The sequence below is a fragment of the Flavobacterium sp. genome (assembly GCF_044377315.1).
Lineage (GTDB): Bacteria > Bacteroidota > Bacteroidia > Flavobacteriales > Flavobacteriaceae > Flavobacterium.
In genome coordinates, this window is record NZ_JBILJG010000016.1 from 15,425 (window position 1) to 41,949 (window position 26,525).

General features: G+C 33.0%; 22 protein-coding genes. 12 read left to right on the forward strand and 10 right to left on the reverse strand.

Features of this window, described 5'->3' with window-relative positions:
• Positions 1-158: 158 nt before the first annotated feature.
• The 9 genes from ACIQ66_RS06575 to ACIQ66_RS06615 all read left to right on the forward strand — a co-directional run bounded on the left by ACIQ66_RS06575 (position 159) and on the right by ACIQ66_RS06615 (position 9,717).
• On the forward strand, positions 159-1,163 hold the full coding sequence (locus ACIQ66_RS06575) for an AAA family ATPase (protein ID WP_396211998.1): 1,005 nt from the start codon (positions 159-161) through the stop codon (positions 1,161-1,163).
• Between the two features lie 85 nt (positions 1,164-1,248).
• Entirely contained in the window at positions 1,249-2,112 is an 864-nt protein-coding gene (locus ACIQ66_RS06580; protein ID WP_396211999.1) for a DUF58 domain-containing protein, read from the forward strand.
• A gap of 23 nt (positions 2,113-2,135) precedes the next feature.
• Entirely contained in the window at positions 2,136-3,752 is a 1,617-nt protein-coding gene (locus tag ACIQ66_RS06585; RefSeq protein ID WP_396212000.1) for a hypothetical protein, read from the forward strand.
• On the forward strand, positions 3,752-4,753 hold the full coding sequence (locus ACIQ66_RS06590; RefSeq protein WP_396212001.1) for a VWA domain-containing protein: 1,002 nt from the start codon (positions 3,752-3,754) through the stop codon (positions 4,751-4,753). The genes ACIQ66_RS06585 and ACIQ66_RS06590 overlap by 1 nt, the downstream gene beginning before the upstream one ends.
• A gap of 113 nt (positions 4,754-4,866) precedes the next feature.
• Entirely contained in the window at positions 4,867-5,904 is a 1,038-nt protein-coding gene (locus ACIQ66_RS06595) for a VWA domain-containing protein (protein WP_396212002.1), read from the forward strand.
• Complete coding sequence (locus ACIQ66_RS06600; protein ID WP_396212003.1) at positions 5,905-6,657, forward strand: tetratricopeptide repeat protein; 753 nt, start codon at positions 5,905-5,907, stop codon at positions 6,655-6,657. It abuts the gene before it with no gap.
• A 38-nt stretch (positions 6,658-6,695) separates the two neighbouring features.
• Positions 6,696-8,456, forward strand: a complete 1,761-nt coding sequence (locus tag ACIQ66_RS06605) for a BatD family protein (RefSeq protein WP_396212005.1) — start codon at positions 6,696-6,698, stop codon at positions 8,454-8,456.
• Positions 8,457-8,535: 79 nt separating this feature from the next.
• Complete coding sequence (locus ACIQ66_RS06610; protein WP_396212006.1) at positions 8,536-8,919, forward strand: GxxExxY protein; 384 nt, start codon at positions 8,536-8,538, stop codon at positions 8,917-8,919.
• Between the two features lie 54 nt (positions 8,920-8,973).
• Positions 8,974-9,717, forward strand: a complete 744-nt coding sequence (locus tag ACIQ66_RS06615; protein ID WP_396212007.1) for a tetratricopeptide repeat protein — start codon at positions 8,974-8,976, stop codon at positions 9,715-9,717.
• Positions 9,718-9,770: 53 nt separating this feature from the next.
• Here the strand turns inward: ACIQ66_RS06615 and ACIQ66_RS06620 are convergent, their stop codons facing one another.
• Positions 9,771-10,262, reverse strand: coding sequence for a CvpA family protein (locus tag ACIQ66_RS06620; protein WP_396212008.1), 492 nt, complete (start codon positions 10,260-10,262; stop codon positions 9,771-9,773).
• A 166-nt stretch (positions 10,263-10,428) separates the two neighbouring features.
• On the opposite strand from ACIQ66_RS06620, the gene ACIQ66_RS06625 reads away from it, so the two are divergent.
• From ACIQ66_RS06625 to ACIQ66_RS06635, 3 genes are all read left to right on the forward strand, one after another.
• Positions 10,429-10,785: a hypothetical protein gene (locus ACIQ66_RS06625; protein WP_396212009.1), complete on the forward strand. Its 357-nt coding sequence runs from the start codon at positions 10,429-10,431 to the stop codon at positions 10,783-10,785.
• Positions 10,786-10,894: 109 nt separating this feature from the next.
• Positions 10,895-11,914 (forward strand): phenylalanine--tRNA ligase subunit alpha, encoded by a 1,020-nt coding sequence (gene pheS, locus ACIQ66_RS06630; RefSeq protein WP_298179858.1) that lies wholly within the window; start codon positions 10,895-10,897, stop codon positions 11,912-11,914.
• A 104-nt stretch (positions 11,915-12,018) separates the two neighbouring features.
• Entirely contained in the window at positions 12,019-12,426 is a 408-nt protein-coding gene (locus tag ACIQ66_RS06635) for a hypothetical protein (protein WP_396212010.1), read from the forward strand.
• 201 nt (positions 12,427-12,627) lie between these two features.
• Here the strand turns inward: ACIQ66_RS06635 and ACIQ66_RS06640 are convergent, their stop codons facing one another.
• The 9 genes from ACIQ66_RS06640 to ACIQ66_RS06680 all read right to left on the reverse strand — a co-directional run bounded on the left by ACIQ66_RS06640 (position 12,628) and on the right by ACIQ66_RS06680 (position 26,463).
• A complete protein-coding gene (locus tag ACIQ66_RS06640) occupies positions 12,628-13,623 on the reverse strand; it encodes an NAD(P)H-dependent glycerol-3-phosphate dehydrogenase (RefSeq protein WP_396212011.1) in 996 nt (331 codons plus the stop codon).
• Positions 13,624-13,928: 305 nt separating this feature from the next.
• A complete protein-coding gene (locus ACIQ66_RS06645; protein ID WP_396212012.1) occupies positions 13,929-17,192 on the reverse strand; it encodes a PA domain-containing protein in 3,264 nt (1,087 codons plus the stop codon).
• Positions 17,193-17,316: 124 nt separating this feature from the next.
• On the reverse strand, positions 17,317-20,040 hold the full coding sequence (locus ACIQ66_RS06650) for a T9SS-dependent M36 family metallopeptidase (protein ID WP_396212013.1): 2,724 nt from the start codon (positions 20,038-20,040) through the stop codon (positions 17,317-17,319).
• An 84-nt stretch (positions 20,041-20,124) separates the two neighbouring features.
• Positions 20,125-21,459, reverse strand: coding sequence for a deoxyguanosinetriphosphate triphosphohydrolase (locus tag ACIQ66_RS06655; RefSeq protein WP_396212033.1), 1,335 nt, complete (start codon positions 21,457-21,459; stop codon positions 20,125-20,127).
• A 44-nt stretch (positions 21,460-21,503) separates the two neighbouring features.
• Entirely contained in the window at positions 21,504-21,734 is a 231-nt protein-coding gene (locus ACIQ66_RS06660) for a GNAT family N-acetyltransferase (RefSeq protein WP_396212014.1), read from the reverse strand.
• 9 nt (positions 21,735-21,743) lie between these two features.
• Positions 21,744-21,965, reverse strand: a complete 222-nt coding sequence (locus ACIQ66_RS06665; RefSeq protein ID WP_298179841.1) for a hypothetical protein — start codon at positions 21,963-21,965, stop codon at positions 21,744-21,746.
• An 89-nt stretch (positions 21,966-22,054) separates the two neighbouring features.
• The gene (locus ACIQ66_RS06670) at positions 22,055-24,472 is read right to left on the reverse strand and encodes a ribonucleoside-diphosphate reductase subunit alpha (RefSeq protein ID WP_396212015.1); all 2,418 of its coding nucleotides are present in this window, start codon (positions 24,470-24,472) and stop codon (positions 22,055-22,057) included.
• Between the two features lie 191 nt (positions 24,473-24,663).
• On the reverse strand, positions 24,664-25,641 hold the full coding sequence (locus ACIQ66_RS06675; RefSeq protein WP_396212016.1) for a ribonucleotide-diphosphate reductase subunit beta: 978 nt from the start codon (positions 25,639-25,641) through the stop codon (positions 24,664-24,666).
• 255 nt (positions 25,642-25,896) lie between these two features.
• Positions 25,897-26,463: a DUF3109 family protein gene (locus tag ACIQ66_RS06680; protein ID WP_396212017.1), complete on the reverse strand. Its 567-nt coding sequence runs from the start codon at positions 26,461-26,463 to the stop codon at positions 25,897-25,899.
• Between the last annotated feature and the right edge of the window lie 62 nt (positions 26,464-26,525).

Below are 26,525 nucleotides of genomic sequence, written 5' to 3' on the forward strand. Positions count from 1 at the left end.
ATAAAGTTCTTAAAATTATAAAAAGAAAATCATAAATCACACTTAAAGTCTATTTTATCGTTCAAGTTTTAACCATTTTTTAACATCTTACTAGTAAAAAAAAATTCAATTTGCACTATTAAAAATAATAACCCATTCTAAGTAACAATAACATCAAAATGGAAGAAAACAGTTCGACTCTAGATATTAGAGCCATTAATGAAAAAATTGAAAGAGAAAGTGCTTTTATAGAGCTTCTTAACATGGAAATGAATAAAGTAATTGTGGGACAAAAACACATGATCGAGCGATTACTCATTGGACTATTAGGACAAGGACATATTTTACTAGAGGGTGTTCCTGGATTAGCAAAAACGTTAGCCATCAATACACTTTCGCAAGCGGTTCAAGGTTCTTTTAGTAGAATTCAGTTTACTCCCGATTTATTGCCGGCCGATGTTGTAGGGACGATGATTTATAACATCAAACAAAATGAGTTTTCTATCAAAAAAGGTCCAATTTTTGCCAATTTCGTGCTTGCCGATGAGATAAACCGTGCTCCAGCCAAAGTGCAATCAGCATTATTAGAAGCTATGCAGGAAAAACAAGTTACTATTGGCGATACAACTTTCAAATTAGACAAACCTTTTTTAGTTCTAGCCACTCAAAATCCTATTGAGCAAGAAGGAACTTATCCTTTGCCAGAAGCGCAAGTCGATCGTTTTATGCTAAAAACGGTTATTGACTACCCAAAAATGGACGAAGAAAGAATGGTAATTCGCCAAAATTTAAAAGGCAGTTACGACAAAGTAAACGCAGTTATTTCTGTTGAACAAATTTTGCGCGCGCAAGAAGCCGTTCGTGAAGTTTATATGGATGAAAAAATTGAAAAATACATTCTAGATATCATTTTTGCAACGCGTTATCCTGAAAAATATAGATTAGAAAACCTTAAACCACTTATTGGATTTGGAGCTTCTCCTCGTGGAAGTATCAATTTGGCAACAGCTGCAAAATGCTATGCTTTCATAAAACGCCGTGGTTATGTAATTCCGGAAGATGTTCGTGCAGTAGTTCACGATGTTTTACGTCATAGAATAGGTATAACCTACGAAGCCGAAGCCGAAAACATTACATCTGTTGATATTATCAACAAAATTGTTAATGAGATTGAAGTACCTTAATTTAGTTTACAGTATACAGTCACAGTTGGCAGTCAAATACTGCTGAATTGATGCGACTGAAAACTGCAACTGAAAACTAGTGAAGATGGATACAAAAGAGTTACTCAAAAAAGTTCGTAAAATTGAAATCAAAACCCGAAGATTGAGCGATCATATCTTTTCGGGTGAATACCATACGTCTTTTAAAGGTCGTGGGATGACTTTTAGCGAAGTTCGCCAATACCAATACGGTGATGATATTAGAGCTATTGATTGGAATGTAACAGCTAGATATAATGAACCTTACATCAAAATATTTGAAGAAGAAAGAGAACTAACCATGTTATTAATGGTTGATGTTAGTGGTTCTGAAAATTTTGGTTCTAAAAATCAGTATAAAAAAGAAATCGTTACCGAAATTGCTGCAACATTAGCATTTTCTGCTACTCAAAATAATGATAAAATTGGGTTAATCTTGTTTTCTGATGAAACTGAACTATATATTCCGCCTAAAAAAGGGCGTTCGCATGTATTAAGAATCATTAGAGAGTTAATTGAATTTGAACCAAAAAGCAAACAAACCGATGTTTCACAAGCATTAAAATTTCTTTCGGGAACACAAAAAAAGAAAGCAATTGTATTCCTAATTTCTGATTTTATGACCGAAGAATATGAAAACACATTGAAAATTGCTTCCAAAAAACACGATATTACTGGAATTAGAGTGTACGATATTCGTGAAGAAAAAATGCCAAATGTTGGAATGGTTTCAATGTTAGATGCTGAAACTGGACAAACTGTTTTGGTTGATACAAGTTCGAAATCAGTTCGATTGAATTATGAAAAATATTACCAAGATAAAGTAAACTATTTTAAAGAAACGTTTAGAAAATCAGGTTCAGGAACTGTAAATACAAGAGTTGACGAAAGTTATGTTACAAAATTATTAGGTTATTTTAAATCCCGCTAATACTTAATAAGCATATTCAAAAAATGAAAACTAAACTATACATATTATTTTTTCTGCTATCAACATCGCTTTTTGCACAAAAAGTTACCACTTCTATTGATACTACTAAAAATAAAATTGGCGCTGAATTCAAATTAACACTCAAAACAACAGTTGATACAGCTTCAAAAGTTACTTTTTCAAATGCTAAAAATTTTGGAAATCTAGAAGTTATTCGTTCGTATCCAATTGATACCATAAAAAAAGACAATGTTTACGAATTGATTAAAAAATATGGTTTGACACAATTTGATTCTGGAAAATATGTAGTGCCTAGAATTCCTGTTTTAATCAATAATAAAACTGTTTTTTCAGATAGCATTGCAGTTGAAGTCAATAATGTTGCCGTTGATACATTAAAACAAAAAATGCATGACATCAAAGATATTATTCCTGCAGAAAGTGGCATCGGCAATTGGTGGAAATACTTATTAGGATTTTTATTAATCATCGGATTAGGATTTTTGGTGTATTATTTTATCAAAAAAAGACAAGCAAAAAAATTAGAAGAAATCGTTTATAAAACGCCAATTGAAAAAGCAACTTCATTAATCAAAATTTTGGAAACCAAACAATTGTGGCAAAAAGGCGAAATAAAAACGTACTATTCTGAATTAACAGATATTACTAGAAATTACATTGAAGAAGAAATTCAAGTGCCAGCAATGGAAAGCACCACTTCTGAACTTATTAATGCATTAAGAAAGGTTGCCAATCAAAAGAAATTAAAACTTTCAAAGGAAACATTAGCCAATCTTGAAAGAGTGCTTAAACAAGCCGATTTAGTAAAATTTGCCAAATCAAAACCGCTAGATTTTGAAATTGAAGAAGATAAAAACCGAATTCAAAATTCCATAATCACTATTCACAAATCAATTCCAGAAGTTAAAATTGAAGAAGGAGAAAGTGCTTTGGATGAATTACAAAAGGAAAAACTACTCAAAGTAAAGAAATCAAAACGTGTTTTTTGGTCAGTATTTATAGTTATTGGCATTCTTTTTATTACTATAATTACACTAGTTTTGACTAAAGGTGTTGACTTTGTAAAAGACTCCTTACTTGGGCATCCAACAAAAGAATTGGTCGAAGGCGAATGGGTTTACAGTGAATACGGAAATCCTGCTATCAAAATTGAAACACCAAAAGTTTTAAAGCGAACAGACGTTTCGGCTTCATTGCCAAAAGAAGGTTTAGCGCTTACTAAAGAAATGCAAACGTTCACATACGGAAGTATGTTGGATAATTTCTTTTTATCTCTTTCAACATTCAAATACAAACAAGAAGGCGAAATAGATTTGAATAAAGTTTTAGACGGTTCTATTCAAATGATGGAAGCACGAGGCGCAATTAATATTTTAGTTAAACCTGAAGAATTTTCAACTCCGCAGGGCGTTAACGGAATTCGAGGAACAGGTTCTTTATCTATGTCAAATCCTTTAGATAAAACTAAAAGCGAAAAAATGCATTATGAAACACTCATTTTTAATCAAAATGGAGGTTTGCAACAAATTATTATCATGTATGAAAATGAGGAGCAATATGCTGAAATCATTGCAAAAAGAGTCTTAAATTCGGTTGAACTAACTAAAATTAACGAATAATGAACGGAATTACATTTTTAAATCCAGGCTTTTTTTGGTTATTTCTGTTAATTCCAATAGCTATTGCTTGGTTTTTTTGGAAAAGAAATCAGCAATCAGCCACATTGAAAATAAGTTCTTTGAAAGGATTTCAAGGTCAAAATTCTTTTTTAGCTAAACTTAAACCTGTTTTGTTCATACTTCGATTACTTGCTTTGAGTTCGTTAATAGTTGCAATGGCAAGACCAAGAACAGTTAATGTAAGCAATCAAACCAAAACAACAAAAGGAATTGATATTGTAATGGCTGTTGACGTTTCAGGAAGTATGCTTGCAAAAGATTTGAAACCCAACCGAATGGAAGCATTAAAAGATGTTGCTCAAACGTTTGTAGAAAATCGACCTAACGACCGTATCGGATTGGTTGTTTATGCAGCAGAAGCTTATACAAAAACGCCTGTAACGAGTGATAAAGCTATAATTTTAGAGGCTATAAAAAGTATAAAATATGATAATGTTTTGCAAGACGGAACTGGAATTGGAATGGGTTTGACAACGGCTATCAACCGATTAAAAGACAGTAAAGCCAAAAGTAAAATCATCATTTTGCTAACAGATGGCGTAAACAATGCAGGATTTATTGAGCCAGAAACTGCATCAGATATTGCCGAACAATATGGTGTTAAAGTATATACAATTGGAATTGGAACCAACGGAACAGCCGAATTTCCTTATGCAATTGCAACAAACGGGAAATTTCTTTTTAGAATGATGCCTGTAGAAATTGATGAAAAATTATTGCGAAGCATTGCCAAAAAAACAAAAGGAAAATACTTTAGAGCAACCAGTAATTCAAAATTAGAACAAATTTATGAAGAAATAAACAAGCTAGAAACAACTGAAATTGAAGAATTAAAATTTTACGATTTTGATGAAAAATTCAGACCATTTGTATGGTTAGCTGGAATTTTATTATTACTAGAAATTGCATTGAGAAATACGTTATTTAAAAGTTTTATATAAAAATTTAAACACAAAGAACACTAGGAATGCACAAAGTTCACTATGTTCTATTTTAAAAAAATCTTTGTGAACTTAGTGTAAAACTTTGTGAGCTTAGTGGTTAAGAAAATAAGATGTACGAATTAGAAGAAAAAAGTTATTTGTATTTACTATTCATACTACCAGTTTTGGTAGCGGTTTTCTTGTATATTCAATATTGGAAAAGAAAAAAGCAACAAGAATTTGGTGATTTGGCTTTAATAAAAAAATTGAGTCCAGAAAAATCAACATTTAAAACTGTTTTGAAGTTTGTAGTTTTTTTAGTGGCGCTAACATGTTTGATTTTGGCTTTGGTAAATCCAAAAATTGGAACCAAAATGGAAACCGTAAAGCGTGAAGGAATCGATATTGTTTTTGCAGTCGATGTTTCTAAAAGTATGCTTTGCGAAGACGTGGCGCCTAATAGATTAGAAAAAAGCAAACAGTTGGTTTCGCAAATTATCAACAATCTTGCTGGCGACCGAATAGGAATTGTGGCGTATGCTGGAAGTGCGTTTCCAGTCTTACCAATTACAACCGATTATAGTTCGGCAAAAATGTTCTTGCAAAGTATGAATACTGATATGGTTTCTTCTCACGGAACATCTTTAGATGAAGCAATTCAATTAGCGTCTGATTATTTTGATAAAGGAAATAAAACCAGTAAATTAATTATAATGATTTCGGATGGTGAAGATCATTCTGAAGGTGCCGAAGAAGCAGCCGAAGAAGCCAATAAAAAAGGAATAAAAATTCTAACTATTGGTGTTGGAACAGCAAAAGGAGGCCCAATTCCGTTGAAAAATAATGGTGTTGTTGAAAGTTTTAAAAGAGATCAAAATAATGAATTGGTTGTTACCAAATTAAATCAAGAATCGCTTACCGTAATTGCCAAAGACACAAAAGGTAGTTACATCAATGGAAATAACACCAAAGAGGTAACCGAATTTTTAAAAAAAGCATTAAATAATATCGAAAAAACAGAATTTGAAGCTACACAAATGGCCGATTTTCAATCGCAGTTTCAGTGGTTTATTGGCATTGCATTTGCTTTGTTGTTTCTAGATATTTTCTTTTTAGAAAGAAAAACAAAATGGATACAAAAGTTGAATTTATTTAACGAAAAAGAATAAATGAAAAATATTTTTCTATTACTGTTTCTTGTCGCTTCTTTTTCTGTTAATTCGCAGGAAAAAGATAAAATTTTGCCTAAAGCAAACGAAGAATTTGTTGCCAAAAACTATTCGGAAGCAGAAGCTAATTATAGAATTTCGCAATCAAAAGCTACTAATAAAACCGTTGCTTCTTATAATCTTGGAAACTCAATTTACAGACAAAACCAAGCTGGAGAAGCCAAATATGCTTACACAAAAGCATTAGAAAAAGCAAAAACTTATACCGAAAAACATTTAGCTTATTATAACTTGGGAAATTCTTTTATGAAAGAAAAAAATTATTCGCAAGCTGTTGAAGCCTATAAAAATGCCTTACGAAACAATCCGGCCGACGAACAAACGCGTTACAATTATGCATTAGCAAAGAAAATGCTAAAAGAAAATCCTCCAAAAGACGACAAAAACAAGGATAAAAATAAAGACAAGAACAAAGACAAAGACAAGGATAAAAAAGACGGTGATAAAGATAAGAAAGACGATAAAAACGAAGGAGACAAAGACAAACAAGACAACAAAGACGGCGATGATAAAAAAGATAATGGCAATCCAAAAGACGAGCCAGCACAACCTAAACCAAAACCAGGTGGAATATCTAAAGAACGATTAGAAAACTTGCTTGATGCTGTAAATAATGAAGAGAAAAAAGTGCAAGAAAAAATGAACGGCAAAAAAGTAAAAGGCAAACCTGTTCAAAACGAAAAAGATTGGTAAGCCCCTAACCCCAAAGGGGAATTTATAATAGAATAAAAATGAGAAAAATAGTTTTTTTATTATTAATGTTAACCAACTCACTTTTGGCGCAAATTCAATTTGAGACTAAAGTGAGTAAAAATTCTTTGGGATTAAACGAAAGACTGCGTGTAGATTTTATAATGAATGACGATGGAGACAATTTTACACCGCCCAACTTTGATGGTTTCAGAGTAGTTGGTGGTCCAAGTCAACAAGTTAGTCAATCATGGATTAATGGTAGAAGTTCGTTTCAAAAATCATACTCCTATTATTTGTTGCCTTTGCAAAAAGGAACGCTTACAATTCGACAGGCTTCGGTTGAAATTAATGGACATATTTACAAGACCAATCCAGTAAAAATTAATGTTACCAATGCAATTGAGCAACCAAAAGACCCTAATAATGTGCCACAAATTTCGGCTAATGATGCATTACATCTTGTAGCAGAAGTTTCCAAAACCAATCCTTATATAAACGAACCGATTACTGTTGTTTACAAATTGTACTTTAGCTACAACATTGGGATTTCAAATTGGAGAGAATTAAACAAACCAAAATACAATAATTTTTGGAGTCAAAATATTGATATTAAAGAACTTGTAGCCGAAGAAGGAAAATACAACGGCGAACGTTACCGTTATGTTGTTTTAAGAAAAACTGTTTTATATCCACAAAAATCTGGAAAACTAGAAATTGAACCTTTATCATTAGATTTAGACGTGCAATTACCAACTAACAGACGCGATGTTTTTGGTCGAGTTCACGTTGTAGAAGATAGCAAACGTGTTTCTGCACCAAGCAGAGTTGTAACTGTAAAACCATTGCCAGAATCTGGAAAACCTGAAGATTTTTCGGGTGCTGTTGGAAATTTTTCGTTTAAAGTTACACCTTCTAAAACAACTTTGAAAAATGGTGAATCATTAGAATTAAAAGTCGCTGTTACTGGAAAAGGAAATCTAAAACTATTCGATTTACCTAAACCAGTTGTACCAAATTCATTCGAAATGTACGATCCAGTTCATAGTGAAAATGTACAAACACCACTTTCTGGAATGACAGGTTCGATAATCGATTCTTATACCATTATTCCACAATTTAAAGGAAAATATCCTATAAAACCGATGACTTTTTCATATTTCGATTTAAGAACAAACTCCTATAAAAGAATTGCTTCACCCGAAATTATGATTGATGTTATGGATGGTCCGACGGCGTCTCAAAATGATGTTGCTTCAACAAATACTGTTTCTAAAAATAAAATTTTGGCCACCGAACAATTTAAGTTTATCAAATCGAAAACCAAATTACAATCCATAAACCAACTCGATTTTTTTGGTTCAGGATTGTATTATGGATTGTTAATATTCCCGTTTTTATTGATTCCGGCTATTGTTTTATTCAAAAAGAAAAAAGAAGCAATAGATGGCGATATTGTGGGTAACCGAATCAAAAAATCGAATGCTTTAGCCAAAAAATATCTTTCTGAAGCTAAAAAACATATCAACAACAAAGAACCGTTTTATATTGCACTAGAAAAAGCCTTACACAATTTCCTAAAAGCCAAATTACACATAGAAACTTCTGAAATGAGTAAAGAAAAAATCACTGAAATTCTGCTTTCGCGAAAAGCAACACCAGAAACGGTTATGTCATTTATAAAACTCAGCGAAAGTTGCGAATTTGCTCGCTATGCGCCATCAACCAACGAGGAAATTCATCACGATTACGATAAAGCGGTAGCTATTATTTCAGATTTAGAAAAACAAATAGCTACTTAACCACGAAGAACACGAAGAAGGCACAAAGCTCACGAAGATTTTTTTGGTGTTCTTAGTGAAAAAGTTCAAATTTTATAAAATGATTATAGAAGAGGAAATATCGAAAATTGTTTTTGAAGCAGCTTTAAAGGTGCATAAAGTTTTAGGTCCGGGCTTATTAGAAAGTGCTTATGAAGAATGTTTATATTATGAACTGAAAAAGTCAAACTTAAAAATTGAAAAACAAAAGGCACTTCCATTAATCTATGAAGAAGTAAAAATGGATGTAGGTTATAGAATTGATATACTAATTGAAGATAAGTTTATAGTTGAAATAAAATCTGTGGAAGCATTAAATGATGTTCATCTAGCACAATTACTAACTTATTTAAAGCTTGCTAATTGTAAATTGGGATTGCTTGTAAATTTTAATGTAAAATTATTAAAAAATGGAGTACGAAGAGTTATAAATGGTTCACTTTAAAACTTTGTGAACTTTGCGCCTTCTTTGTGTCCTTCGTGGTTAAAATAACTGATAATGAAAAACGTACTTTATTTATTTCTACTAATTTTCAATATTTCACTAGCACAAAACGCTTTTGAAAAAGGAAATCAATTGTATCAAAAAGAAAAATACCAAGAAGCAATCAATAACTATGAAAGCATCTTGCAATCAGGAAAAGAATCCTCCGAATTGTATTTTAATTTGGCAAATTGCTATTACAAACTCAACAAAGTAGCGCCAGCGATTTACAATTATGAAAAAGCATTAGTATTAAATCCAAATGATTCTGAAATTCAAAATAATTTAAAATTTGCGCAAAAACTAACCATTGATGAAGTAAAAGAAACACCCAAAGTAGGTTTTGAAAAACTGCTTTTTAACCTAACCGATACTTTTCATTATGACGGTTGGGCAAAAGTTTCTATTTTCTTAGCATTTTTGTTTTTGGCTTTTTTTGCAGGCTATTATTTTTCGAGTTTAACTTTATACAAACGTATTTTCTTTTTTGGAATGTTTTTTATTGGATTTTTACTTTTGCTAAGTGTAATTTCTTCTATTTATCAAAAAAAATATACTGAAAGCGAAAAACCTGCCATTGTTTTTGCAGAATTTACCGAACTAAAAAACGAACCAAGAAACACTGCAACAGCAGTTGTTACTATCCACGAAGGAACAAAAGTCTATGTTTTAGAAAGTATCGCCAACTGGAAAAAAGTACAGCTATCAGACCAAACTACAGGTTGGATTGAAGATGGAGCTATTAAAGAAATTAAGTAGTTTACAATTTGTCATTCTGTAGAAATCTCATTTAGTTTTCTGAGTTTTGCTAACTAAATTTTCTCTTTCAAGTCTTTAAACCAATCGGTTAAAACGGGTAACATAAATTCAGACGTTTTCAAAATTGGATTGAAAAATAATGATTTCTCTTGAGTTTCTTTATACACTAATGCGTCATTAATATTGACTTTTTGAAACAAACTCAAAACGATTCCTAGTAATAAAGTTGTTTTTAAAATTGCAGAAAAAGCTCCACCGAGTTTATTCAACCAACCTAAAAAAGCAAAATTAGCTATCCCCGAAAAAACTTTGGCCAATAAATGGATTCCATAAATGACACCTATCAAAGTAATTACAAAAGCAGCCACTTTAGCCGATTTGCTTTCGCCAATAAAAGCACCAACAACATAAGAGAATTTCACGGCAATATAAACTCCAATAAAAAAAGAAATAAGAGAAGCTAATTCTACAAAAAGTCCATTTTTAAATCCTTTATAAGCACTAAAACCAAGTAATCCTGCTAAAACAATATCAATAAAATCCATAAATCATTTTTTTAAGCAACAAATATAGCTGAAATTTCAAAAGTCAATCCTGAAACATCGGGACAAATTCCAAAATTTCAGTATTGATAAACTATATTTGCAAAAAGTTTGCGGTTCTTTTTTAAAATTTGAAATCAAAAACCGTTATACTTCAATCTGAAATTACATGTCTAGAGATACACAACTTAAAGAACGCTGGGAAAACTTAGTGCAAATCCTTTCCAATCAATTTTCTCAAGGAGAAGATTTAGATTTGGATGCCATTATATACTTAATTGGCTTACAAGAACTGGGAAAAGTACATAATCAATTCAAAAAAGACGAAAAGCTCGACTTAATGCACATTGCCATCTGCCGATTATTAGAACCTTATGGCTATTACGAATTTGACTATGTTGACAAAGAAGGTTGGCCACATTATCGAGTAAAAGAAGAATTGCCACCACTAAAAGCAGGCGAACAATCTGTACTAATGAAAGAAGCCATCGTGAATTACTTTCTCGAAAAAGAACTTATTGATTAACGATTGTTGATTAACGAATTTAGATTTCTGATTTCTTTGAAAAAACTTCCAACTTCCAACTTCCAACTTCCAACTTTTTCACTAAATTTGCACCTTCAAAGAACGAACGATGATAGATAAGATTAAAGAACATATTGAAGAAGCCAAAGCCTTCAACGAAAAAAACAAAGAAGCATTAGAGCAATTCCGAATTAAATATTTAGGAAGTAAAGGTTTGTTGAAAGAACTTTTTAATGAGTTCAAAAACATTCCAAACGACCAAAAGAAAGACTTCGGGCAAGTAATCAATACGCTTAAAGCTGTTGCCGAAGAAAAAGTAAAAACCATTCAAGAAGAGTTAGAAAGCAAAGAAGAAGTAAAAGGTTTTTATGGCGATTTATCTCGTCCTGGTGAGCCAATTCAAATTGGTTCTCGTCATCCTATTTCGTTAGTAAAAAACCAAATTATTGATATTTTTTCAACCATAGGATTCAATGTTTCTGAAGGACCAGAAATTGAAGACGATTGGCATAATTTCACTGCGTTAAACTTGCCAGAATACCATCCGGCTCGTGATATGCAAGATACTTTTTTCATCCAAACCAATCCTGATGTTTTGTTGAGAACACATACCTCATCAGTGCAAGTGCGTTATATGGAAAATAATAAACCACCAATTCGTACTATTTCTCCAGGAAGAGTTTTCCGTAACGAAGCAGTTTCATCACGTTCTCACTGTATTTTTCACCAAGTAGAAGGTTTGTATATAGACAAAGACGTTTCTTTTGCCGACTTAAAGCAAACTTTGTTATATTTCACCAAAGAAATGTTCGGAAAATCTAAAATTCGTTTGCGTCCGTCATATTTTCCTTTCACTGAACCAAGTGCCGAAGTAGATATTTATTGGGGATTAAAAACCGAAACAGATTACCGAATTACTAAAGGAACAGGTTGGTTAGAAATTATGGGCTGCGGAATGGTAGATCCAAACGTTCTAAAAAACTGCGGTATAAATCCAGATGAATACAACGGATTCGCCTTTGGAATGGGAATTGAACGTATTGCCATGTTGCTTTATCAAATTGGCGATATTAGAATGTTCTATGAAAATGATGTTCGTTTCTTAGAGCAATTTAAATCAAGTATATAATTTTTTTAACCACAAAAAGCATAAAGTTTTTTAGCAAAGCTCACTAAGTTTTGTGTACTTCGTGCATTCTTTGCGCTCTTCATGGTTACTATTAATTTTAAAAAATGAAATCAGATATAACAATTCCAACTGTAGAAAATGTATTCCTTGCCGCCGTTCAAGAATGGAGCGATGATTTTATGGAAAAAGTTTGGTATGTATATCTAGTAAACGATTCTGATTTCAATTTAGATAGCGTAATGGTGGTTTCTAAAGCCTTCGGAACTATTGATGGCGAAATGAAAAAAACTTCGCTACTTCGCCACGCATTTATGCAAGTGCCAGCTGTTTCTGTTGTTAAAGTTGAAATGGTTGAAAAAAGCGTTTTGCAACTCAACAACGAATTTATGGTTACTTATTTTATCGGAAACACTTTATACGATAAAAAGTTTATTTTTATAGCACAATCCATCACACCAGATTATGTAGAAGAAGTTCCTATTCTATTTGTTGATGGTGTTATTGTTAGATAATTACTGATTATTTTCTCTTTTGTTTTTGGAATTCCAATTGAAGTAGCCGAAAACATATATTCTAATAAGTATAAATGAAACAGCTCTAATGTAGAAATTTTGCTCAGAAAATTGTTGGGCAAAAGATTTTTCTTTAAGTTTGAATAGCATCATGAAAACAACCATAAACAATCCTCAAACACTAGCCATTTTTCGCTACTATTAATCTAATTTATCGGTTAGTTTTTTGAAGGTGCTTTTGGCATCTTTACCTTCATATAAAATTTCATAAACAGCATCTATTATTGGCGTTTTGGCTTTGTATTCTTGGTTTAATTTATAGGCGCTTTTCACAGCATAATATCCTTCGGCTACCATACTCATTTCCATCATAGCAGATTTTACGGTATAACCTTTGCCTATCATATTTCCGAACATTCTATTTCTAGAAAACACAGAATATCCAGTAACTAATAGATCGCCCAAATAAGCCGAATTATTGATGTTACGCTTCATTTTGTGCACTTTTCTGATGAACTTTTTCATCTCACGAATAGCATTACTCATAATCACCGATTGGAAATTGTCGCCATAACCCAAACCATGAGCAATTCCAGCTGCGATTGCATAAATATTTTTTAGCATTGCTGCGTATTCAGTACCAATAATATCATCAGAAATTTTAGTTTTTATATAATTTCCAGCAAGAACATTAGCAACTATTTTTGCTTTTTCTGAATCACCGCAGGCAATTGTTAGATAGGAAAGTCTTTCTAAAGCGACTTCTTCTGCGTGACAAGGTCCTGTTATAACACCAATATTTTCAAATGGAATATTATATTGTTTATTGAAATGTTCGCCAACAATCAAAAACGTTTCAGGCACAATTCCTTTGATTGCAGAGAAGATAACTTTGTCTTTTAGGCTTACGGTTAGTTTTTCTAATTCTGTGCTTAAAAAAGCCGAAGGAATAGCAAAAATGATATAATCAGCATAAGCAACCGCTTCGTTAATATCAGAAGTTAATTTTAGTTTGTTAGTATCAAACTCTACTGAACTCAAATAATTAGGATTGTGTTTTTGCGATTTTATGTGATCAATTGCCGATTGATTTCGCATATACCAAGCAATTTCGTCAAGATTAACACACAGCATTTTTGCTATTGCTGTAGCCCAACTTCCACCGCCGATTACTGCAAATTTTGGATATTTATTCAATTTTGTCATTCCGTAGGAATCTATTATTATTAAATTTTACTCTTACCAAAAATAGTTAAAATATTAGAAATACACTTAGAAAAGAGTTAGTATTTAATTTTAACTTAATTTTATGAAATTCAATACAATACACATAATTAGACTACGTTATAGTAAATATAAAATTGTTTTGAGTTAGTTAAGTTTTGTTTTGAGGTTTTGGGAAAGACGTTCATGATATATTTCATGAGCGTCTTTTGTTTTTGAAACAATTAAAAAAAACCGATAACTTTCGCTATCGGTTTTGATTTATATAATTGAAAAAATTAGTTTTTAATTAATTTCTCAGTGTAGTTTAATTTTTGTCCATTAACATTAAGAATGTAAACACCAGATTGTAAATTACTTAAATCTATTGATTTAATTTGATCCGCATAAACATCATTTTTGCTAAAAACTTCTTTACCATTTATATCTACAACTTTAACAGTAACTCTTGATGAATTATCTTTAATTTGGATTGAATACAAACCATTAGAAGGATTAGGAGAGACAACCACTGCGTTAGTATTTTCAAAATTAATGGTTGAAAGAGATGGAGCAGTAAATGCACCTGAGAAAATTCCTCTACCATAAGTTGCTGCATAAACTACATTATCATTTCTTAAATCTAAATCCGTCACTTTTACGTTACTCATTCCATTGTACGATTGAACCCAAATTGGAGAAGCGGTATTAAAAGTATTAGTGTACCAAACCCCTAGTTCAGTTCCAATAATAACTTCATCAACATTTAATGGATTTCTCAAAACCGCTTTTACAGGAATATCAGGGAAATTACCTTCTTTATTTTGCCAAGTTACACCACCATCGGCTGTGTACCAAATACTAACTACATTGTAATTATGCATGGTTACAAAAATTTCATTTTGAGAATTTCCGTATTCTACATCAGAAACACTGCCAACAAAGCCGGATCCAGCAATATTTGACCATACTATTGCAGCGCCAGCAGTAGTTGTACCATTATCTGCATTTTCAACCTTTATTAGCCTTCCATTTCTAGTGCCAATTAGCAATGTAGAAGTAGATGTTGTAGATGTATAAGGACAAACTGTTAATGCAGTTGCTGCACTATTCATAATTGGATTTGATAGTAGTGCTTTTTGGATTGCACCCGATTTAACGTTTTTATATCTTCTAATTCTATAATTTGGATTTGTAAAATATTCTGAATACAAAATATCTTTACTAGAATCTAAGGTCATCGGATTAATAAATGACCCATTTCCAGGCACAGCAGATTCAGTATTGATACTTCTTGCAACACCAGTAACATAATTAAATAACCTTATCGTGTTATTATAAACATAATTAGTAATTCTATATTGATCAACACCGTCTTGGTCAAACATTGAATAAGCACCATCACCACCTTGCACCTCAACTGAAGCATTTTGCCCTGGTGAAGCATTTAAAAACATTTGTGATCCATTGTCTTGAGCACCCGCAACAAAATTATCTCCAGGCATACCATTAGTGGTTGGAGCAACTCCTAAACTATAAAATTGTGTAACATTAAATCCATTATTCCTAGCGGAAATTGTGTTTCCTCCATCATTACTGAAATAAACACCACCATCGTTTCCGAAAACCATTTTGTTTGGAGCACCTGGAGCAAAAGAAGCTACATGTTGGTCGGCGTGGACTTCTTGAAGAACATTTCCTGTCCAATCTGATTTTCTTACCCATGATGTTCCTCCATTTGTAGAATCAAAAATGTTAATTCCACCAACAAATAACTTTTGATCATTAGATGGATCAACCTCGATTACTAGATCATACCCTGCTTGACCACGTGTAAAATCATTTGCAGGAATACCACTATCTGGATCATCTGGTAATGCCAAGACAGTAGGAGCGGTTGCAAAACCATCTGTTGTACTTATTATAGAAACTGTTTCTGTAGCAGGTGTTGGGATGCTTACTTCTGCTAAAGCATATACTTTATCAGGAACTGTTGAAGATACTGCTATTTGAGTTCTGTCTGCATTGGCTATTTGATGTTTTAAAACAAAAGTATTCCCGTCAGTTGAAGAAAAAATCTTTCCACCACCGTCTTCCCAAACCGTACTGTTTATTGTTGATAGCCATATCTTATTATCAGCTCCAAATTCAATATCATTTGGACAATGTTTTTTGCCATTTGAGGTTAGTGGAAGTGAAACTTCAGACCAAGTTGTACCATTATCTAAAGACTTGTACAAACCATAAGTCGTACCGCCAAGATATGTTGTTGAACCTGATGCGCTATAGAAACTATCTCCAGCAGCAACATATATCTCAGATGTTCCAGCATTATTTCTAATTTTTATTGCGTTTACATGTTGAACTCCAGGTAACATATAACCTGTGAAGTTTCCGTTTGATGGATTTAAAGAAACGTTTACTGTTCCAGATAATAAGGCATTCTGTAACATGTTGCCATCGACTTGTGTAATCATTACAGAAGGAATCGTAATAGTTGTATCTGTTCCACCCATTGAAAAAGGCGCGTCAGTATTATTATTCATAATTATTACGGCAATAGCACCTGCTAATTGTGCATTTTTAACTTTAACTGTAAAATTACATGTTCCTCTTCTGACAAGTGCAATTTTACCAGCCATTGCGCCTGAATTAACAAAAGCACTACATCCTTCTGTTGGAAAAGTTGTTCCATCATCTGCTAATATGATTTCTCCTGTAACTGGAGAACTTATTGCGGGTGCCGAATCAAAAGCTACACTAGATTCAACCATTATAAAACTTCCTGCAATAGTTGAAGGTGAATTCACTGTAAGATTTGAAGCATTGTCAAAATATATTGGAGCCGAAATTCCACCAAAAATATTTGACCATGTTGCTCCTCCGTCAGTTGATTTCCATACTCCATCGCCATTAACATCGCCACCTACGTATGATTCGCCTGTACCTACATAAAAAACATTTGAATTATTCGGGTCAACAGTAATACATGATACTGCTAAATTTTCAGGAATACCTACTCTTGCCCAAACTGAATTTGGATTAGAAATATTGGTGTTTTTCCATAAACCGCCACTTACGCCACCAGCAAAAACAGTTTCATTGGTTGCGTCATTTGGATCAAACATAACTGCTCTTGTTCTTCCACCTACGTTTGTTGGTCCTCTTTCTATCCAGTTATTGTCAACTCCATCACCAGGTGTTCTACCTGCTAATTCTTCTCTGTCTTTTAGAAGTTTTTTTCTAAGCTCTTTAAGGTTTTGAGTATCAGGTTTTCCAGTTTCAGGATTCATGGTTAGTTCCCACTCAGTTTCAAAGTATTTATTGGGTGGAATTCCCATAGCTCTTCTTTCCTTTTTTGACAACTCTAAAGTTTTCTTAAAAGGACTTTTCTCAAGGTTTTCTTCGTGACACTTTCTTAGCTCAAGTGTTTTTGCATCAGGTTTTTGAGCAATAAATTTTGTTGTTTTACCTTTTTTTGGTAAGTTTTTGGTTGATTTATTTTGAGCATAAGTCGAGATAAATAACAAAAACGAACAGATAAGTAATAATTTGGTTTTCATGTTATTGGTTGGTTTTATTTGTGTAAAAATAAGTATTTTAAAATAATAAGTAATAAAAATTAAAAAATGTTACAAAAAAAGCCGATAACTTTCGCTATCGGCTTTGATTTATAATATTGAAAAATTAGTTTTTAATTAATTTCTCCGTATAATTAAGATTATTAGCATTCACTTTCAAGATATAAATACCAGATTGGAATGCGCTTAAATCGATTGTTGCTTCATTGTTGAAATCAGCATCTGTTTGACTCAATACTATTCTTCCATTGATATCAACTACTTGCATAGTTACTTTACCTGAGAATTTATTAATTCTTACATTAAAGACACCATTTGAAGGATTTGGAGAAACATTAATCATTCCCTCATTATTGAAATAATCAACCGCTAATGTACAATTTGGTCCTGGAGGGAAAGCTGTAAAATCTTCAACTTGGTCACCAGAATCATTTGCGCTTCCAGAAGTTGCGTTTAAACCTAAACCTCTTCTTCTGAATACCTCTGCAATCATACAATAGTCTTGTCCTCCTGTAGTAGCTTGATCGGCCGCAAAAAGATTATCTCTTCCACTTACCATTGAAGCAGTATTACATGCTTGCAATTTTAATGCATCAAGTGCTAATTTCATTACTTTATTATTACCTCCTGTACCAGTGTAAATGTTTGGATCATAACCATATTTATTAATGTATGCCCATGTTAAATCCCACATTACTGTTGCCCAAGTTTCACCAACTACATATCTGTAACTAGTATTTGCAGGATCTGCAGGTATAGGTTCATTTGAACTATTAAGCGTTCTTGGGTTAATATTCATATCAGTAGTGTAAGGGAACTCTCTTAATCCTGGCCCAACATTATTTTCCTCATTTATTACATAAGTTCCAATATATACATTGTCTGTTGCAGTTGCTCCGGTTTTTAGTTGCATCATCATGCTAAACCAATCTGACCATCCTTCTCCCATTTGCTCATAATTAGTCATACACGATGAATTAGTTGGTCCGCCAATTAATTTATTAGAAATACCGTGTCCATATTCATGACTAATAACTCCATTATCAAAACTTCCGTCAGCATATAAATATAAATCTGCTGGAACTTCTAATTTAACATTAACGGTACCGGCTTCAACAGCAGCCTGTAATACATCGCCAATTTCTTTTGTTACAAAAACTGCTGGTATATTGATACCTAAAATTCCGGTTGAACTCATCGAAAGTCTCTGAGGATTATTAGGAATACTGTCCATCATAATAACCGCTAATGCTCCTGCATCTTGAGCTCTTTTTACCTTGTTGCTAAAAAAGCAACCGCCTCTTCTTACAAGAACAATTTTTTGATCTAAATCAAATGCATTTGTTACTTCTTGACAAGCACTATGCCCACTAAAAGTTGGATCCAATTGTGCATTATTAAACAAAGCTAAATCTGCTGTAATACCATTAGGTGCAATTGGAACAGGAATTCTATCTGTCCCTTCAAAAACATTTGTTGTAGCTGCTCTTGGTCCAGCAATTGCCGCAGGTGAATTTACTTGAATAAAATTAGTTGGTGGTGCGCCAGTTGTCCACATAAACATCTGCATTCTAGGTCTTCCACCATCATTAGGAGTTGCAAAATTAGCATTATCTAATGTTGGTGTTGTTTGACTCCATCCGTCTTGTCCGTCAGCAAAAACCGCATCACCTGTTGCAGAGGTTGTTCCGCCTCTTCCAAGATTGTTTTGTTGAAAATTACCGGCTACCTCGGTAAAACCATATTGGTACCAAACATCATGCATGATATTATTCATGTAAAATAAGTTGGTAAGTGCAGCATTGGTATAAGCCGTTGGTTGTAATGTTTGCCCAACTCCATTAACAAATGGGAAATTAAAATTTAAAGACGCTCCGCCCTCTGCTCTTAATCCTGTCCCATTGTTACCATCTGCATCTTCTTGAGCTAAAACGTTGTTACCTCTACTATAAGTAAATTTTAAAGAAGCTGTAGTACCTCCTATAGTGTTAGCATCATGCCATCCGTTTGGCGAAGCTAATGCATTTCCTTCTGTAGTAATCAATTCAAAAGGACTGTGATTAGGACTTATAAAATTATAAGGAATCGCTCTATATGTTCCAGCTGGCGCTGCTGCCAAAGAAGAGTTAGAAGCTTTAAATGCTTTATTTACAAAACTGAAGTTTTTTTCTGTTTTGTGAGTGTCATGATTGTGGTATCTGTGGTTTCCGCCAAATGCACATGAAATTACTAAATCTTTTTTCTCAAGTATTGAACCATTTAAAGCATCGATTCTTAAATCCCAAAGATTTTTTCCATCTGGTGTATAGAACTGATAGTACCAAGCCAATTTTAAACTATTGTTTGGCATGATTTGGTAAACCAATTTAGCTGTTACCAAGTCTTCATTAAGACCATCGGAAAGCATGAATGATTTACTGTTCTTTGTTTCTGCAATTGTAAATGTTGGTGTTTGAGTAATTCCTAATTTAGCATAAACTGCTGAAATACCTTGTAAAACAGTCAACGTAGGAGTTGTAGTATTAACTCTTGCCGCTACATTATTTTGGAAATTATTGACAACATTAATTACTTGGTTGTTTTTTATCCAAGCAACAGATTGTGCATTAAAAACAGGTATTTCTTGATGTCTTTGTGTAAAGTGAATACTTGTAATACCTGTTCCAGCACCTGGAACTTCGCTCTCGATTTGCCAATCTGAAGCGTCTTGTTTTGTAATTCCATATCGTGCTACATTGGCATCTAGATAGGACTGAATTTTTTGTTGTGTAGTTTGCGAAACAGCAACTAAACTGAATAAAAACGCAGTTAATAGTGTAATTTTTTTCATCTTATATAATTTTTTTGGAAAACAAACTTAATTTAATTTTATTAGATTTCAAAAAAAACCATTAAATATTAACAGTTACAGCTATTAAGCAGTAACTATTTGATTATATAAAACGGCTTTTCCATCTGTAAGCATGGAGATAAAGTGGCAAATATGCAGTAATCTTTCGTAAAGAGTTTCTTTTTCTAAATGGTATTTTTCGGGTAGAATTTTTAACAATAGTTTATCATAATTAGTTGCTTTTCCTTCATAATTGTTATTGTATGCAGTTATGAATTTATCTAATAAATTATTGATTATCTGATAGCCCGAAAGCTCTTTTTCTATCACTTCTCGACTTTGGTAAATGTTTTTTACGCTTAACTTTATAATATCGTCAATTTGAGCTTTGTATTTGCTTTTGTCGGTTAAAGCATAAAGAAATTCGCCTTTGAGAATAGCTTCTTCGTTTTCTACAAACACTCTTACAGCATCGTTTATCAAATTTCCTATGGCAAGAGCTCGCAAATAACTTATTCTATCTTCTTTGGTTGTAAGTGTTTGATATTTAGTTGTATCAATTGTATCTTTTACCAATTTTATTAAATATTCCAAAGCATAATCTTCGGAAACTAATCCAAGGTTTATTCCGTCTTCAAAATCGATTATGGTGTAGCAAATATCATCGGCTGCTTCTACCAAATAAGCTAACGGATGACGTTCAAAACCAATATCATTTCCTGATTTATTTGGAATCAAACCTAATTCATCTGCCACTTCTTTGAAAAAATCTTTGTCGGTTTGAAAGAAACCATATTTTTTATCAGAAATATTAGAAGTTGGTTTCTTTGGTAAACTTTCTTTTGGATATTTCATAAATGCGCCCAAAACGGCATAAGTCAATCGAATGCTACCTTCAATTCCTGGTCGAGAACTTGTTAGAACTGAAAATCCGTTGGCGTTTCCTTCAAAATCTATTAAATCTTGCCACTGTTTATCGGTTAATTGGTCTTTGTATTTTTGTCCTTTTCCGATAGAAAAATATTCGCCAATTGCTTTTTCGCCTGAATGACCAAATGGTGGATTACCGATATCGTGAGCTAACGAAGCTGCTGCTACAATGGCACCAAAATCATTAGCTTGATAACCATGAATTTCTTTAAGATGTGGATATTTTTCAATGATTTTTTTGCCAACTAATCTTCCTATTGAACGTCCAACAACTGAAACTTCTAAACTATGTGTCAATCTTGTATGAACAAAATCGGTTTTTGACATTGGAATTACTTGCGTTTTATCTTGCAGACTTCTAAAAGCTGCCGAAAAGATAATTCGGTCATAATCAACCTCAAAGCCTAATCGTGTGTCGTCTTGTTCTATTCGCAAGCGTTTGCCTTTGTCGCCTTGACGTTTTAGTGATAAAAGTTGTTCCCAGCTCATCATGATTTTTGATTGAAGATTAACGATTTTTGATTTATGAAATATTAAAAAATTATTCTTTTTTTTATACAAATGCTATTTTCAACGCCTATATATTGTTCGAAGTTTTCTGTGACTTCATAACCTACTTTTTTATACAAATGAATGGCATCTTTTTGCATAAAGCCTGTTTCAAGAATAGAAACTGAATCTTTTTCTTCTTTTACCCAATTTTCTAGTTTGTTTAAAATTGTTTTGGCGTGACCTTTTCCATGATATTCTGGCATAGTAAACATTCTTTTGATTTACTTTTTATCATTTGCCAAAAAGAAATTTCTAGATTTCTTTGGATACTGATTGTAACTTCTATCGCTAGGATTAGCAATTACGGTTTTGATATTTATTTTATCGCCTAACTTAAAACTTGCTTCTGTGTATTGATAATCTAACAAATATTCTCCGCAAAAATAATTTCCATCTTTGTCTTTTTCTATAATTCCTGTGTAAACTCCTTTTTCTGTTGCCATTGTTTTTTTTTTGATTTTCAAAGATAATTAAAAAATAAAACAGCTATCATTTAGACAGCTGTTTATATTTAAAATCTAAAAATTTACTACTAAGACCCACACATTTCACAATCATCTGGACCAGCATTTCTTGCTCTTTCTACCATTGCTGCAAAATCTTCTGCTGTCATTTCGCCTGTTTCATTTGGAGCGGCAACTTCTAGTGCAACTGCTTCTTTTTCGGCTAGTGGTTCTGCTTTTTTATCATTGTTTAATGTAAACTTGATAGCATCAACCGCTGCTTTTGTTCTTAGGTAATACATACCTGTTTTTAAGCCGCTTTTCCATGCGTAAAAGTGCATTGAAGTCAATTTTGCATAATTAGCATCTTGCATAAACAAGTTCAACGATTGCGATTGATCAATAAAGTAACCTCTATGACGCGACATATCGATAATATCTTTCATCGACATTTCCCAAACGGTTTTGTACAATTCTTTCAAGTCTTGCGGAATATCTAAATCTTGAACAGAACCGTTGTTTCTCATTAATTCTTGTTTCAATGTTTCATTCCATAATCCTCTTTCTACTAAATCGTTTAGTAAATGTTTGTTTACCACGATAAATTCGCCAGAAAGCACACGACGCGTATAAATATTAGAAGTATAGGGTTCAAAAGCTTCGTTGTTTCCAAGAATTTGTGATGTTGAAGCGGTTGGCATTGGCGCCATTAAAAGTGAGTTTCTTACACCGTTTTCCATTACTTCATTTCTCAAACTTGTCCAATCCCATCTTCCTGATAAATCAGCATCTTTTAATCCCCAAAGATTGTATTGGAATTCACCTTGCGAAATTGGCGACCCTTCAAAAGATGAATAGGGTCCTTCTTCTTTAGCCATTTCCATAGAAGCGGTTACAGCTGCAAAGTAAATAGTTTCAAAAATATCTTGGTTCATTTGCTTAGCTTCATCACTGGTAAAAGGCAAACGTAGCATAATAAAAGCATCTGCCAAGCCTTGAACACCTAGTCCAACTGGACGATGGCGCATATTTGAGTTTTCGGCTTCTTTTACTGGATAGTAATTGCGGTCGATTACTTTATTTAAATTTCTAGTTACACGTTTTGTTACATTATATAACAATTCGTGGTTGAATTTTCCATTTTCAACAAACATTGGTAACGAAATTGAAGCTAAGTTACAAACTGCAATCTCATCTTCAGAAGTGTACTCCATAATTTCGGTACACAAGTTTGATGAACGAATTGTTCCAAGGTTTTTTTGATTCGATTTTCTGTTTGCAGCATCTTTGTACAACATATATGGGGTTCCAGTTTCGATTTGCGATTCTAGAATTTTTTCCCAAAGTTCACGAGCTTTGACTGTTTTTCTTCCTTTTCCTGCTGTTTCATACGACGTATATAATGCTTCAAATTCATCGCCATAAACATCACATAATTTTGGACATTCGTTTGGACACATTAACGTCCAATTAGCATTTTCTTCTACACGTTTCATGAACAAGTCAGATGTCCACATAGCAAAGAATAAATCTCTTGCACGCATTTCTTCTTTTCCTGTATTTTTTTTCAAATCTAGAAATTCAAAAATATCAGCGTGCCAAGTTTCTAAGTAAATTGCAAAACTTCCTTTTCTTTTTCCACCACCCTGGTCAACATAACGTGCCGTATCGTTGAAAACTCTCAACATTGGAACAATTCCGTTAGAAGTTCCGTTTGTGCCGCGAATATAGGATCCAGTTGCACGAACATTGTGAATAGATAATCCGATTCCACCAGCTGACTGCGAAATTTTAGCTGTTTGTTTCAATGTGTCATAAATTCCGTCAATACTGTCGTCTTTCATGGTTAGTAAGAAACATGATGACATTTGTGGCTTTGGAGTTCCAGCGTTGAACAATGTTGGTGTTGCGTGCGTAAAGAACTTTTTCGACATTAAGTCGTAAGTTTCAATAACCGATTTCAAATCGTTTAGGTGAATTCCAACCGAAACACGCATCAACATGTGTTGTGGTCTTTCTACGATTTTTCCGTTAATTTTTAATAAATAAGATCGTTCTAATGTTTTGAAACCGAAATAATCGTAATTGAAATCGCGGTTATATATAATATGTGAGTCTAAAAATTCAGCATTATCTTGAATTACTTTATGAACTTCTTCAGAAAGCAATGGTGCTTCTTGGTTGGTTCTTGGATTTACGTAATGAAACATATCGTTCATTGTTTCCGAGAAAGATTTTTTGGTATTTTTATGTAGATTAGAAATAGCAATTCGAGCTGCTAATTGAGCATAATCTGGGTGCGAAATGGTCATAGAAGCAGCGGTTTCTGCCGCAAGATTATCTAATTCTGATGTTGTTACACCATCGTATAACCCTTCAATAACACGCATGGCAACTTTTACTGCATCAACTAAATCGTTCAAACCATAGCATAGTTTTTTAATTCTATCTGTGATTTTGTCGAACATTACTGGCTCTTTGTGGCCGTCTCTTTTTACTACGTACATAATTTTTATTTTTGTGAAATAGAAATCCCTTCGCTATTTCGGGTTATTTGTAAAATAATTTTAATTTCTCGCAAAGTCATAGAGAAGCAAAGCGATGAAAATTGTTAAAATGCGTATTATCGATGCAAACAACAGCAAAACCTTAAAATTTACCATATAAACTTTGCGCCTTTGTGTCTTTACGAGAACAACTAAAAATCTGCGTCGAAACTAATTTTGCTTGCTTCAGAATCAGTGTTCATTACACCTGCTTTTTGGTATTCGGCAACGCGTTTTTCAAAGAAATTAGTTTTTCCTTGAAGCGAAATCATATCCATAAAATCAAAAGGATTTGACGAATTGTAAACTCTGTCGCAACCTAATTCAACAAGCAATCTATCCGTAACAAACTCTAAATATTGTGTCATCAAAGTTGCATTCATACCTATCAAACTTACTGGAAGCGATTCGGTAATGAATTTTCTTTCGATGTCTAATGCGTTTGTCAAAATTTCTGTAATTCTAGCTTTTGGCACTTTATTTACAATATGATGGGTATGCAAATGCACAGCAAAGTCGCAATGCATTCCTTCGTCACGCGAAATTAGTTCGTTAGAAAAAGTCAAGCCTGGCATTAAACCACGTTTTTTTAACCAATAAATTGAACAAAAAGAGCCTGAAAAGAAGATTCCTTCAACAGCCGCAAACGCAATTAATCTTTCGGCAAAACTTGGAGATTCAATCCATTTCAAAGCCCAATCAGCTTTGTCTTTTATAGCAGGAAATGTTTCTATCGCGTGAAAAAGCTCGTGTTTTTCTGCTTCATCTTTTACATAAGTATCAATTAATAATGAATAGGTTTCGCTATGGATGTTCTCCATCATAATTTGAAAACCATAAAAGAATTTTGCTTCTGGATATTGGACTTCGCTTACAAAGTTTTCGGCAAGGTTTTCATTAACAATTCCGTCGGATGCAGCAAAAAATGCTAAAATGTGTTTGATGAAATATTTTTCATCAGCGCTCAACTTGTTGTTCCAATCATTTAGATCGGTGTGTAAGTCAATTTCTTCGGCAGTCCAAATGCAAGCTTCTTGTTTTTTGTACCATTCCCAAATATCTTGGTGTTTAATTGGGAAAATTACGAATCGATCTTTGTTTTCTTGTAAAATAGGTTCAATTGCGGCCATAACTTCTAGAAAATTTTTAACAATTTATTTTGTTTTTCTGATTACAAAGATTGCAATTAGTTGCGTGAAATGAAAGCCAAACTTATTCACAATCGCAACTAGTTTTTAACAAAGTGGAATGATAAAAGTACAAAAATGATTGTTTTTAATTAACTGTAAATCAATTACTTAAAATAAAAGAAATGTTCTGAACCCCTTGAAACAAAGGGCGTTTGGAGTAATGAACAATTATGTTTTTTTGTAGAATTCTGGAAATTATTTTTTTAATTCTGCTGCCACTTTTTCAAGTTCAGAATACCAATCTTCACCAAATTTTCGAATGAGTGCTTCTTTGACAAAAATGTAAATTGGAACTTGTAATTCTTTACCCAAAGTACAAGCATCATCACAAATATCCCAACGATCATAATTGACAGCGGCAAATTCAGTAAAATCTTTTACACGAATTGGATATAAATGGCAAGAAACAGGTTTTTTCCAAGAAACTTCTCCTTGATTATAGGCTTGTTCAATTCCACAAAGTGCTGTTTTTCCATCAAAGATTACGTAAGCGCAGTCTTTTTCATTAATTAAAGTTGTTTCGAGAGTTCCATCAGTTCCTATTACAGAAGTGCCTAATTTTTCGATAGCTTCAATTCCTTCTTTGCGAAGAAAAGGCCTTACTTTTGGATAAATTTCGGCAAGAATTTTGGTTTCCTCTTCGCTCAAAGGTGCTCCAGCATCGCCATCGACACAGCAAGCGCCTTTGCAGGCCGAAAGGTTACATACAAAATCTTTTTCGAGAATATCTTCTGAAACGATGGTTTTTCCTAGTTGAAACATATTGCAAAGATACGTTAAAGTTTTTGGGCGAAAAAATTCAGTTTAGCAAATATTAACTCCAT